Genomic DNA, 12,745 nt, shown 5'->3' with positions numbered 1-12,745 from the left:
ATTGTACCGGGCCTTCGCTAAAACATCAGCCTCAGGACTGAATCTCGCCCACGTTCTCACGGGCTTCGTAGGCTTGGCGTACCGGCGCGAACGAGCGCCGGTGAATCGGCGTCGGCCCCAGGCGGGCCAGCGCTTCCAGATGAACGGGCGTCGGATAGCCCTTGTGTCCGCCGATGCCATAACCGGGGTAGATCAGCTCGAACGCCGCCATCTCGCGATCCCGGCTGACCTTGGCCAGAATCGACGCCGCGGCGATCGCAGGCACCTTGCTATCGCCCTGGACCACGGCTTCGGCAGGCATCGACAGTTTCGGGCAACGGTTACCGTCGATCATCGCCAGTTTCGGGGTCACGCTCAGCCCTTCTACCGCGCGCTGCATGGCCAGCATGGTGGCATGCAGGATATTCAACTCGTCGATTTCCTCGACTTCGGCGCGGGCAATGCACCAGCTCAGGGCTTTCTCACAAATTTCGTCGTAAAGCTTTTCGCGACGGGCCTCGGTGAGTTTCTTCGAGTCGTTCAGGCCGAGAATCGGCCGACTCGGATCGAGGATGACCGCAGCCGTGACCACAGCGCCGCACAAGGGGCCGCGCCCTACTTCGTCGACACCGGCCACCAGGTCTTCGGCATCGGCCACCAGCGAGAAATCCAGTCCCATCTGCATCTTTTCGTTACTCATGCCGGTTTGCCAATCAGGTTCAACACCGCGTCAGCCGCCTGGTTGGAGGCATCCCGGCGCAAGGTACGATGGATCTCGTCAAACCCGCGGGTCTGCTCCTGGCCGTCTTCGATCAAGGGCGACAGGGTCTGGGCCAGGGCCTCTGCAGTGGCGTCGTCCTGCAGCAGCTCGGGAACCAGCAGGCGTTGGGCCAGCAGGTTCGGCAGGGAAATATAAGGGCTCTTGACCATGCGCTTGAGAATCCAGAAGGTCAGCGGTGCCAGGCGATAGGCGACGACCATTGGGCGCTTATACAGCAGCGCCTCAAGGGTCGCGGTGCCGGAAGCGATCAATACCGCGTCGCAAGCCGCCAGCGCCTGATGCGACTGGCCGTTGAGCAGGGTCAGCGGCAGGTCGCGACCGGCCAGCAGCTCTTCCAACTGAGTGCGTCGCTCGGGGCTCGCGCAGGGCATGACGAAACGCACCCCTGGACGCAAAGCGCGCAAGCGCTGTGCCGCGTCGAGGAACAAGGCTCCCAGGCGCCCGACTTCACCGCCACGGCTGCCCGGCATCAGGGCCACCAGCGGGCCCTCGGGCAAGCCCAGCTCAGTGCGAGCCGCGGCCCGGTCAGCCTCCAGCGGAATGGCGTCAGCCAGGGAGTGCCCGACGAACCGCACCGGCACGCCCTTCTCTTCATAGAATCTGGCTTCGAACGGGAACAGCGTCAGCATCAGGTCGCAACCTTCGCGGATCTTCAGCACGCGCTTTTGTCGCCACGCCCAGACCGAGGGGCTGACGTAGTGCACGGTCTTGATGCCGGCCTGACGCAACTTGAGTTCGATGTTGAGGTTGAAATCGGGGGCATCGATGCCGATAAACACGTCCGGCTTCTCGGCGATCAGAGTCTGAACCAGTTTCTTGCGCCGGGCCAGCAGTTCGCGCAAGCGTCCCAGGACTTCCACCAGCCCCATGACCGCCAGGCGCTCCATCGGGAAGTAAGAGGTCAGCCCTTCGGCCTGCATCAGCGGGCCTCCGACACCGATGAATTCAACGGCGGGATGCTGGGCCTTGAGCGCGCGCATCAAACCGGCGCCAAGAATGTCGCCGGAAGCTTCGCCAGCCACCAGCGCAATACGCAGTTTGCTCATGATTAACGGGTGATACCGCGGGTCGAAGACTGGATCGAGTCACGAAATACCGCGACTTCGGGAAATTGTGCAGCAGCTTCTGCTAACTCGATGAGCGCCTGATCGATAGTCAAGCCCTGGCGATACACCACTTTATAGGCTCGACGCAGGGCGTGAATCGCGTCTTCGCTGAAACCACGACGACGCATGCCCTCGAAGTTCATGCTGCGTGCCTCGGCCGGGTTACCGAACACTGTGACAAAAGCCGGAACATCCTTGCCGATCGCCGTACCCATGCCGGAAAAGCTGTGGGCGCCGATATGGCAGTATTGGTGAACCAGGGTGAAACCGGACAGGATCGCCCAGTCGTCCACATGCACATGGCCAGCCAACGCCGTATTGTTGACCAGGATGCAATGGTTGCCGATCACGCTGTCGTGACCGATATGGGCGTACGCCATGACCAGGTTGTGATCGCCGAGAGTAGTCTCGGAACGATCCTGGACAGTGCCGCGATGAATGGTCACGCCTTCACGAATGACGTTGTGGTCACCAATCACCAGGCGGGTTTCCTCGCCTTTGTACTTCAGATCGGGAGTGTCTTCGCCTACCGAGGAGAACTGGTAGATACGATTGTGCTTACCGATCCGGGTCGGGCCTTTGAGAACTACATGAGGCCCGATCACCGTACCCTCGCCGATTTCCACACCGGCGCCAACGATCGACCACGGGCCAACCTCAACGTCGTCGGCCAGAATGGCCGTCGGATCGATGATTGCGCGAGGGTCAATCAAACTCATAGTTTGCGTTCCGCACAGATGATTTCAGCGGAGCAGACTGGCTTGCCGTCGACCGAAGCCTGGCATTCGAATTTCCAGATCTGGCGCTTGCAGCTGATGAACTTGGCTTCCAGGATCAACTGGTCACCCGGCAGCACCGGCTGGCGGAAGCGCAGCTTGTCGGAACCGACGAAGTAATAGAGGGTGCCATCGGCCGGCTTCACGTCCAGCATCTTGAAACCAAGAATGCCCGCAGCCTGAGCCATGGCTTCGATGATCAGCACGCCCGGCATGATTGGATGCGCGGGGAAATGACCATTGAAGAAAGGTTCGTTGATGCTGACATTCTTGTAGGCACGAATGCACTTGCCTTCAACATCCAGATCCACTACCCGGTCCACCAACAGGAACGGGTAACGGTGAGGCAGGTATTCGCGAATCTCGTTGATGTCCATCATTTCGGGGGGAAGCCTGTAGTAAAGATTGGGAGCGTGCGACTAACGCACACTCCTCTAGCAAATCAAGGAGGCAGTCTAACGGCTGTGCACACTTGATATGGAAATGGTATCAGCCATCTGATGAAGCTTTACCGTCGGGGGTCACTTCCCCAACGCGCTTTTCCAGTTGCCGCAGGCGTCGCGCGAGATCATCGAGCTGACGGATGCGTGCCGCGCTTTTGCGCCACTCGGCAGCAGGCTGCATGGCTGTACCGGAAGAGTAGGCACCCGGCTCGGTAATCGAGTGGGTCACCATGGTCATCCCGGTCAGGAAAACGTTGTCGCAAATATCGATGTGACCAACCAGCCCGACACCGCCGGCTAGCATGCAGTGCTTGCCGATCCGGGTGCTGCCGGAAATACCCACACAGGCTGCCATGGCGGTGTGATCACCGACCTGGACGTTGTGGGCGATCTGAATCTGGTTATCCAGCTTCACGCCATTGCCGATGACAGTATCGGCCAGCGCACCGCGATCGATAGCGGTATTCACGCCGATCTCGACATCATCGCCAATGGTGACACCGCCAATCTGCGCGATTTTCTGCCAGATGCCCTTCTCGTTGGCGAAACCGAAACCTTCGCCGCCCAGTACCGCACCAGACTGAATGACCACACGCTTGCCGATACGCACATCGTGATAAAGCGTCACGCGTGGAGCCAGCCAACCGCCCTCGCCGATCTGGCAACGAGCACCGATAAAACAATGAGCACCGATCGTGACACCCGCGGCGATTTGCGCGCCGCTCTCGACGACCGCAAACGCGCCAACACTGGCCGTTGCGTCGACCACAGCATCCTCGGCAATGACCGCAGTCGGATGAATACCGGCCGGCGCCTTGGGCTTGGGATCGAACAGGTGGGAAATCCGCGCGTACGACAGGTAGGGATCGGCCACGACCAGGGCATCACCGGCATAACCTTCGGCATCCGCCGCCTTCAGCAGCACGGCACCCGCCTGGCTATCAGTCAGATACTTACGGTATTGGGGATTTGCCAAAAAGCTCAACTGAGCTGGGCCAGCCTCCTGCAAGGTGGCTAGCCCAGTGATTTCTTTCTCTGCGGAGCCACGCAGGGTGGCTCCGAGGAACTCGGCCAGCTGGCCGAGCTTTATAGTCGCTGTCATGGGTTACTTCAGCTGATTCATGCGCTCGATAACCTGGCGAGTGATGTCGTACTGAGGTTTGACATCAATCACTGCGCCACGCTCGAACACCAGGTCAAAACCACCTTTCTTGATGACTTCTTCCACGGCGCTGTCGAGTTTCGGCTTCAGTTGCTTGAGCATTTCACGATCGGCAACGGCTTTGGCTTCGTTCAGTTCCTTGGACTGGAACTGGAAGTCACGGGCTTTTTGCTTGAATTCGAGTTCCAGACGCTCACGCTCGCCTTGCTGCATCTTGTCGCCACCAGCAACCAGACGATCCTGAATGCCCTTGGCACTGCTTTCCAGGGTTTTCAGCTTGTTCAACTGCGGGCCGAACTTCTTCTCGGCATCCACTGCGTATTTCTTCGCAGCATCGGATTCCAGCAGTGCCATCTGATAGTTCAGCACGGCGATTTTCATGTCAGCGAAGGCCGGGCCTGCTACCAGGACAGTCGCCAGGAGAACCAATTGAGTCAACTTACGCACGATGCACTCCTACAAAATCCATTGTCGTTATCTTGGGTCGGACTCTTAGAAAGTCTGACCGAGGGAGAATTGGAACACCTGGGTTTCAGCGTCGTCAGGTTTCTTGATCGGCATCGCCAGAGCAAAGCTCAGCGGGCCCAGAGCGGTTACCCATGTCACGCCGACACCCACGGAACTGGCCAGATTGCTCAGGCTGATGTCGTTACACTGTGTATTGGACGGCGTGCCGTTGGTGTTGGTGGTCTTCTCACACTTGGAGTCGAATACGTTACCCACATCCCAGAACACGGAAGTCCGCAGCGAACGCTGATCCTTGACGAACGGCATCGGGAACAACACCTCGACACCACCCTGGATCAGCACGTTGCCACCGAATGGCAGGGCATCCTGGTCCGGGTCAAGCGAGGTACCGGCGTTGCCTGTCGCACCCACACCACGACTCGGAGTACTGCGAGGACCCAAAGTGCTGTCCTTGAAACCACGAACCGAGTTGAAACCACCAGCATAGTAGTTTTCATAGAACGGCAAGCCGTCGGTCGAACCATAACCGTCGCCATAACCCAGCTCGGTGTGCAGGCGCATGGTGTAGGTATCGGTCAGCGGCTGGAACAACTGGCCGCGGTAGTCGAGCTTGAAGAACGACAGGTCGCTACCTGGAGTAGTGGCTTCCAGCACCAGGCTTTGGGAATGACCACGGGTCGCCAGGACACCTTTGTTCAGGGTCGACTCGGACCAGCCGGCCGAAGCCTTGAAGTTCAGGTAGTTATCGCCTTCGCGGTTCACGAAGTCGAAGATTTCGTCGACGGTATAACGACCGGTCTTGATCTTGTCTTGCTGCGCGGTCAGGCCGAAGGTCAGACGCGAAGTCTCGCTGATCGGGTAGCCAACGCTGACGCCGGCACCCAGGCTGTCTACCGCATAGCTCGCCACGTCGACATCGAGGTCGTCGTAGTCAGTGGTGCGATAGAACGCGTTATAACCCAGGCTCACACCATCGGCGGTCCAGTAGGGGTCGACATAACCGAAGTTGTAACGGCTCTGGTATTCGCTGCGAGTCAGGCCGATGCTGACCTTGTTACCGGTACCCAGGAAGTTGTTCTGGGTGATCGAACCACCGAGGATCAGACCGGCGCTCTGGGCGAAACCGACGCTGGCGGTGATCGAACCGGAAGCCTGCTCTTCTACTGCGTAGTTGACGTCTACCTGGTCGTCGACACCTGGCACGGCCGGGGTTTCGACGTTGACTTCCTTGAAGAAGCCCAGACGCTCCAGACGGGTCTTGGACTGGTCGATCAGGTAAGTCGAAGCCCAGCCACCTTCCATCTGACGCATTTCGCGACGCAGCACTTCGTCCTCGGACTTGGTGTTGCCGCGGAAGTTGATGCGGTTCACATAGGCACGCTTGCCAGGATCGACCACGAACGTGATATCGACCGTGTGATCTTCGTCATGAGGCTGCGGAACACCGTTGACGTTGGCGAAGGTATAACCCTCGTTGCCCAGGCGGCGGGTGATCAGCTCGGAAGTGGTGGTCATCAATTTGCGCGAGAACACCTGGCCCTTCTCGACCAGCAGCAGCGACTTGACCTGGTCTTCAGGCACTTTCAGGTCACCGCTGAGTTTCACGTCACGAACGCTGTACTTCTCGCCTTCGTTGACGTTCACAGTGATGTAGACATGCTTCTTGTCCGGGGTGATCGAAACCTGGGTCGAAGCGATATCCATGTTGATATAGCCACGATCCAGGTAGTAGGAACGCAGGCGCTCCAGGTCACCGGACAGCTTCTCACGCGCATACTTGTCGTCGTTCTTGAAGAACGACAGCCAGTTGGTGGTTTTGAGTTCGAACAGTTCGACCAGGTCTTCGTCCGGGAATACGGTGTTGCCCACGACGTTGATGTGCTGGATGGCAGCGACGGTGCCTTCGTTGATGTTGACCTTCAACGCCACACGGTTGCGCGGCTGCGGAACCACTTCGGTATCGACGGTGGCCGAGTAGCGGCCCTGGGCGACATACTGGCGCTGCAGTTCGTTACGCACACCTTCAAGGGTCGCACGCTGGAAGATTTCGCCTTCTGCGAGACCGGATTGCTTGAGGCCTTTCATCAGGTCTTCAGTGGAAATCGCCTTGTTGCCTTCGATTTCGATACTGGCGACGGACGGACGCTCGACTACCGTGATGACCAGGACATTGCCATCGCGGCCCAGCTGGATATCTTGAAAGAAGCCGGTTTTGAACAGCGCACGTGTGGATTCCACCAGGCGACGATCGTCCGCCTGCTCACCGACGTTCAACGGCAAGGCCCCAAAGACGCTACCCGCGGAGACCCGCTGGAGGCCGTTGACGCGGATATCGGAGATAGTGAAGGACTCGGCGTGAACTTCGGCGATCATCAATACGGAGAGAACCGCAGTTAGCAGCAGACGTTTCATGAAGTCCTTTCTTATTCCAACTGGCAATAAAGAAACTGCCGCAAAATGCGGCAGATTCGCAATTCAGCGAAGCGTTACAGACGACCCAGATCGTTGACCAGGGCAAGCAACATCACCCCGACCACCAAGCTGATACCGATCTGTATCCCCCAACCTTGCACCCGATCCGACAAGGGACGACCACGCGCCCACTCGATCAGATAAAACAACAGATGCCCCCCATCCAGTACAGGAATGGGCAGCAAGTTCAGAACCCCTAGGCTAATACTCAGATAAGCAAGGAAATTCAAGAAATCAGCAACGCCCGACTGGGCAGAAGCGCCCGCCACTTTAGCAATGGTTATCGGTCCACTCAAGTTTTTTACCGAGAGCTCGCCGAACAACATTTTCTTCAGTGAATCGAGGGTCAGCACGCTCATGGTCCAAGTACGCCGGGCACCTTCGCCAATCGCAGCCAGCGGGCCATAACTGACCTCGCGAAGCATTTCCGGCGGCCAATCGACTGCCTTCACCCCAGCCCCCAGATAACCACTGGCAACTTTCTCTTTACCGCGCGCGGCCAAGGTCACCGGGACGTCGATTTGAGCACCATCACGCTCGACGCGCAGCACAATTTTGGTATCAGGACGTACACGCACCCAGTCGACGACCTGTTGCCAATCGGTCAGCGGCTGACCATCCAGCGTCAGCAAACGATCGCCGGTTTTCAGGCCAGCTGCCTGGGCCGGGCCTTTCGGGTCGAGCTCGGCCAGAACGGGGGCGAGCTCCGGACGCCAGGGGCGAATCCCCAGGGAACGAATAGGATCCGGCTCATCGGTCCCCTTGAGCCAATTGTCGAGCACCAGCTCGCGGGGCGAATCGGCAGTCGAACCCTGCTCGCGAACCAACAACTGCAAGGTGCCGCTTTCGCCCAGACGCCGAACCAGCTGCAGGTTGACCGCCGACCACCCCAAGGTGGGTTCGCCATCGATTGCAACAATTTCCTGGCCGGAACTCAGACCTGCCTTGGCAGCAATACTTCCAGCCTCGACACCGCCGATGACCGGACGCACCTGCTCGCTGCCGAGCATCGCCAGCCCCCAGAAGAACACCAGCGCCAGCAGGAAGTTGGCGACAGGACCGGCGGCAACGATAGCGATACGCTGGCGCACCGACTTGCGATTGAACGACTGATCAAGCTGATCGACAGGCACTTCACCTTCGCGCTCGTCGAGCATCTTCACGTAGCCGCCCAGCGGAATGGCGGCAATCACGAACTCGGTACCCTGCCGGTCATGCCAACGCAGCAGCGGCATGCCGAAGCCCACGGAGAAACGCAGAACCTTGACGCCGCAACGACGCGCCACCCAGAAGTGACCGAATTCATGGAAGGTGACCAGCACACCCAGGGCGATCAGGGTGCCGACAATCATATAGAGCGCGCTCATCTACTTTCTCCGCAATCCTATCCAGTGCCGATACGCTCAGGCTTGTCGCAATCCTTACCGGCCGTTGCGACCCAGCCACTGCTCAGCCAGGGCACGGGCTTTGGCGTCCGCCGCGAACACGGCGCTCAGTTCATCGACTGCAACAACCGGCTCGAGGCTTAAAACTTCTTCGATGATACTCGCGATCTCGGGGTAGCGGATGCGCCGTTCGAGAAACGCGGCAACAGCCACCTCGTTGGCCGCGTTCAACATGGCCGGAGCACTGTTGCCAGCTTCCGCGGCCTGGCGCGCCAAACGCAAGCAAGGGAACCGCTGTTCATCAGGCGCCTGGAAATCCAGGCGTGCCACGGCGAACAGATCCAGGGGTGGCACGCCGGAGTCGATCCGCTCCGGCCAAGCCAGGGCATTGGCGATCGGCGTGCGCATATCCGGGTTGCCCAACTGGGCCAGCACCGAACCGTCCACGTAGTCGACCAGCGAATGAATCACGCTTTGTGGATGAATCACCACCTCGACCTGGGCAGGCTTGGCATCAAACAACCAGCACGCTTCGATCAACTCGAGGCCTTTGTTCATCATGCTGGCCGAATCGACGGATATCTTGCGCCCCATGGACCAGTTAGGGTGGGCACACGCCTGCTCGGGCGTTACCTGCTCCAGTTCGGCCAGCGGAGTTTGGCGGAACGGGCCACCGGATGCTGTCAGCAAAATACGCCGCACCCCCACATTGCTCAACCCACGGGAAAAGTCCGCGGGCATGCACTGGAAGATGGCATTGTGTTCACTGTCGATAGGCAGCAATACCGAACCGCTCTTGCCCACCGCCTGCATAAACAGCGCGCCGGACATGACCAGTGCTTCTTTATTGGCCAGGAGAATTTTCTTGCCAGCCTCGACGGCAGCCAGGGTCGGACGCAAGCCCGCAGCACCGACGATAGCCGCCATGACCGCATCGACTTCAGGGTCGGACGCCACCTCACACAACCCCTCTTCGCCCACCAGTACACGGGTGCGCGAACCGGCATTACGCAAGTCTTCCTGCAAGCTGCGCGCGGCAGCGATATGCGGGACGACGGCAAAACGGGGAGCGTGACGGATGCACAGCGCCAGCAACTCAGCCAGACGACTGAAACCGCTCAAGGCGAAGACCTGATAACGCTCGGGATGACGGGCAATGACGTCCAGCGTACTGAGGCCGATAGAGCCGGTGGCTCCGAGAACCGTAATCTGCTGTGGGCGACTCACAATGCAGCCATCCACAACAGCACGGCAAATACCGGAATGGCCGCGGTCAGGCTGTCGATACGATCGAGCACGCCACCATGCCCCGGCAGCAGGTTACTGCTGTCCTTGATCCCGGCCTGGCGCTTGAACATACTTTCGGTCAGGTCGCCGACCACCGAGATGAACACCACGATAGCCGCTCCGAGCAAGCCTAGAATGATCTGCCCGACGGACCAGCCCGCAACCAGACCGACCACCGCAGTGATCACCAGGCTCAGCAACAGGCCACCGTACACTCCCTCCCAGCTCTTGCCCGGGCTGACCTGCGGCGCCAGCTTGCGCTTGCCGAACGCCTTGCCGGAGAAGTAGGCACCGATATCAGCGCCCCAGACCAGCACCATCACCGCCATGATCAACCAGTTGCCCAAAGGCTGCTGCTTGATGAAGACCAGGCCTTGCCAGGCCGGCAGCAGAATCAGCAGACCGATCACCAGCCTGGCCGCGGCACCAGCCCAATGCTCGCTGGTGCGTGGGTAGGTGAGCACCAGGAAAGTCGCCAGCCCCCACCAGAGCACCGCAGCCCCCAACACCCAAGGCGCGATACCCGGCAGCAACTGCATCAGGAACAATAGCGCAGCGACCACTACTGCATAGGCAATACGGGTCGGCTGAGCCTCGAAGCCTGCCAGACGCGCCCACTCCCAGGCCCCAAGGGTCACCACCAGCCCGATAAACAGGGCGAAGGCGGAACCTTCGAGCAGGAAAAAACCGCACAAGGCGATCGGCAGCAGGATCAGTGCCGTGATGATTCGTTGTTTGAGCATTAAACCCGGGCTCCAGCCTCGACCTGCTCGCTCGTTTTACCGAAGCGGCGCTGGCGAGAAGCGTAATCGGCCAGCGCAGCGCGCATGGCATCGTGTTTGAAGTCCGGCCAGAACAGGTCGGAGAAGTACAGCTCGGCATAAGCCAGCTGCCAGAGCAGGAAATTGCTGATGCGGTGTTCGCCACCCGTACGAATGCACAGGTCCGGCAACGGCAGGTCGCCAGTCGCCAGGCAGGTTTGCAACAACTCAGGGGTAATGTCCTCAGGACGCAGGTGCCCCGCCTGAACTTCCCGCGCCAGGCGCTGAGCGGCCTGGGCGATATCCCACTGACCGCCATAGTTGGCAGCGATCTGCAGAATGAAGCGGTCACTACCCGCAGTCATTGCCTCCGCCTCGCGCATCGCCGCCTGTAACTCGGGATGGAAGCGCGAACGATCGCCAATGATGCGCAGGCTGATGTTGTTTTCGTTGAGGCGCTTGGCCTCGCGGCGCAATGCCTTGAAGAACAGATCCATCAAGGCGCTGACTTCATCGGCCGGCCGCTGCCAGTTCTCACTGGAGAAGGCAAACAGGGTCAGCACCTCGACCTTGGCCTCGGCGCACACCTCGATCACCGCGCGAACAGCATCGACACCCGCCTTGTGCCCGGCGACGCCGGGCATGAAGCGTTTTTTCGCCCAGCGATTGTTGCCATCCATGATGATCGCGACATGGCGCGGCACCGAGGACGGCGCACTCTGCTTGGTCTTGTCCATTTAAAGCCCGACCCTTATACGGCCATCAGGTCCTTTTCTTTTTCGTCAGTTGCCTTAGCAATCTGAGCCTCGAACTCTTTGATCAGCTTGTCGATCTCAGCACCGGCGCGACGCTCTTCGTCTTCACTGATTTCCTTGTCCTTGGACAGCTTCTTCAGATCGCCCAAGGCATCGCGACGAATATTGCGCACGGCAACACGGGCATCTTCAGCAGCAGCACGCGCCTGCTTGGTGAAGCCTTTGCGGGTTTCTTCAGTCAGCGGCGCCATTTTGATCAGCAGCAGCTCGCCAAGATTGGTCGGATTGAGGTTCAGGCCAGCACTGCCGATGGCCTTGTCGATTGCTCCGAGCATGTTGCGCTCGAATGGCACCACCTGCAGGGTCTGAGAGTCTTTCACGGTAACGTTGGCCACACCGCTCAATGGGGTGTCAGTGCCATAGTAAGGCACCATCACGCTACCCAGGATGCTCGGATGCGCCTTGCCGGTGCGGATCTGGCCAAACGCGTGAGCCAGCGACTCCAGGGACTTCTTCATGCGCTCTTGAGCGTCTTTCTTGATTTCGTTGATCATTGTTCGCCTTCCTCGATCAGGGTTCCTTCAGCGCCGCCATGCACGATGTTCAGCAGGGCGCCGGGCTTGTTCATGTTAAATACGCGCAACGGCATCTTATGGTCGCGGCACAGGCAGATCGCCGTCAGATCCATGACACCCAGCTTGCGATCCAGCACTTCATCGTAGGTCAGATGATCGAACTTCTCGGCATGCGGGTCTTTGAATGGGTCTGCGGTGTACACACCGTCAACCTTGGTTGCCTTGAGCACTACGTCGGCATCGATCTCGATCGCCCGCAAGCATGCTGCGGAGTCGGTCGTGAAGAACGGGTTGCCGGTACCGGCAGCGAAGATCACCACTTCCTTGGAGTTCAGATGGCGCATCGCCTTGCGACGGTCATAGTGATCGGTCACACCCACCATGGAAATGGCCGACATGACGATCGCCGAGATATTCGCACGTTCCAGAGCGTCGCGCATGGCCAGGCCGTTCATCACAGTGGCCAGCATGCCCATGTGGTCGCCTGTTACCCGATCCATGCCTGCCGCGCTGAGCGCCGCGCCACGGAACAGGTTGCCACCACCGATGACCAGGCCGACCTGAACACCGATGCCCACCAGCTGGCCGACTTCCAGCGCCATGCGATCGAGCACCTTAGGGTCGATCCCGAACTCTTCCGAGCCCATCAGGGCCTCGCCGCTAAGCTTGAGTAGAATGCGTTTATAGCGAGCTTGATAACCACTGCCCTGCTGAGCCATTGCGAATCTCTCCTGCGGCGTATTTTAAAAATTCTCTGCAAGCTGTTTGCAGCCTGCGTTCACTCTAGCTTGACGC

Annotated in this window: 13 protein-coding genes; all 13 read right to left on the bottom strand. The window is 59.3% G+C overall.

From position 1 onward, the window contains the following. Nucleotides 1-31 precede the first annotated feature (31 nt). Nucleotides 32-664: a ribonuclease HII gene (gene rnhB / locus AC3RCP_RS07060; RefSeq protein ID WP_007924054.1), complete on the bottom strand. Its 633-nt coding sequence runs from the start codon at nt 662-664 to the stop codon at nt 32-34. An 11-nt stretch (nt 665-675) separates the two neighbouring features. Continuing rightward, the gene (gene lpxB, locus AC3RCP_RS07055) at nt 676-1,806 is read right to left on the bottom strand and encodes a lipid-A-disaccharide synthase (RefSeq protein WP_101336964.1); all 1,131 of its coding nucleotides are present in this window, start codon (nt 1,804-1,806) and stop codon (nt 676-678) included. A gap of 2 nt (nt 1,807-1,808) precedes the next feature. Next, nucleotides 1,809-2,585: an acyl-ACP--UDP-N-acetylglucosamine O-acyltransferase gene (gene lpxA, locus AC3RCP_RS07050; RefSeq protein ID WP_492569396.1), complete on the bottom strand. Its 777-nt coding sequence runs from the start codon at nt 2,583-2,585 to the stop codon at nt 1,809-1,811. Beyond that, entirely contained in the window at nt 2,582-3,022 is a 441-nt protein-coding gene (gene fabZ / locus AC3RCP_RS07045) for a 3-hydroxyacyl-ACP dehydratase FabZ (RefSeq protein WP_007924058.1), read from the bottom strand. Before fabZ ends, lpxA begins: the two co-directional genes overlap by 4 nt. Nucleotides 3,023-3,131: 109 nt before the next feature. Then, nucleotides 3,132-4,187, bottom strand: coding sequence for a UDP-3-O-(3-hydroxymyristoyl)glucosamine N-acyltransferase (gene lpxD / locus AC3RCP_RS07040; RefSeq protein ID WP_085529951.1), 1,056 nt, complete (start codon nt 4,185-4,187; stop codon nt 3,132-3,134). A 3-nt stretch (nt 4,188-4,190) separates the two neighbouring features. Then, on the bottom strand, nt 4,191-4,694 hold the full coding sequence (locus tag AC3RCP_RS07035) for an OmpH/Skp family outer membrane protein (RefSeq protein WP_007924063.1): 504 nt from the start codon (nt 4,692-4,694) through the stop codon (nt 4,191-4,193). A 45-nt stretch (nt 4,695-4,739) separates the two neighbouring features. Then, nucleotides 4,740-7,127 carry an outer membrane protein assembly factor BamA gene (gene bamA / locus AC3RCP_RS07030; protein ID WP_053259798.1) on the bottom strand — a complete coding sequence of 796 codons (2,388 nt, stop codon included), beginning with the start codon at nt 7,125-7,127 and terminating at the stop codon, nt 4,740-4,742. A 74-nt stretch (nt 7,128-7,201) separates the two neighbouring features. Next, entirely contained in the window at nt 7,202-8,554 is a 1,353-nt protein-coding gene (gene rseP, locus AC3RCP_RS07025) for a sigma E protease regulator RseP (RefSeq protein WP_492569393.1), read from the bottom strand. Nucleotides 8,555-8,608: 54 nt separating this feature from the next. Continuing rightward, complete coding sequence (gene ispC / locus AC3RCP_RS07020) at nt 8,609-9,799, bottom strand: 1-deoxy-D-xylulose-5-phosphate reductoisomerase (RefSeq protein ID WP_277587969.1); 1,191 nt, start codon at nt 9,797-9,799, stop codon at nt 8,609-8,611. Then, the gene (locus AC3RCP_RS07015; protein WP_492569391.1) at nt 9,796-10,602 is read right to left on the bottom strand and encodes a phosphatidate cytidylyltransferase; all 807 of its coding nucleotides are present in this window, start codon (nt 10,600-10,602) and stop codon (nt 9,796-9,798) included. The genes ispC and AC3RCP_RS07015 overlap by 4 nt, the downstream gene beginning before the upstream one ends. Beyond that, a complete protein-coding gene (uppS, locus tag AC3RCP_RS07010) occupies nt 10,602-11,357 on the bottom strand; it encodes a polyprenyl diphosphate synthase (RefSeq protein WP_007924072.1) in 756 nt (251 codons plus the stop codon). The genes AC3RCP_RS07015 and uppS overlap by 1 nt, the downstream gene beginning before the upstream one ends. A 14-nt stretch (nt 11,358-11,371) precedes the next feature. Further along, the gene (gene frr / locus AC3RCP_RS07005) at nt 11,372-11,929 is read right to left on the bottom strand and encodes a ribosome recycling factor (RefSeq protein WP_007924074.1); all 558 of its coding nucleotides are present in this window, start codon (nt 11,927-11,929) and stop codon (nt 11,372-11,374) included. Next, the gene (pyrH, locus tag AC3RCP_RS07000) at nt 11,926-12,669 is read right to left on the bottom strand and encodes a UMP kinase (RefSeq protein ID WP_007924076.1); all 744 of its coding nucleotides are present in this window, start codon (nt 12,667-12,669) and stop codon (nt 11,926-11,928) included. Before pyrH ends, frr begins: the two co-directional genes overlap by 4 nt. Nucleotides 12,670-12,745 lie beyond the last annotated feature (76 nt).

It is taken from the genome of Pseudomonas sp. GW822-FHT05A08 (genome assembly GCF_058800485.1).
Note: the sequence above shows the minus strand (reverse complement) of the source record. Positions and strands in the feature narration are given on the sequence as shown.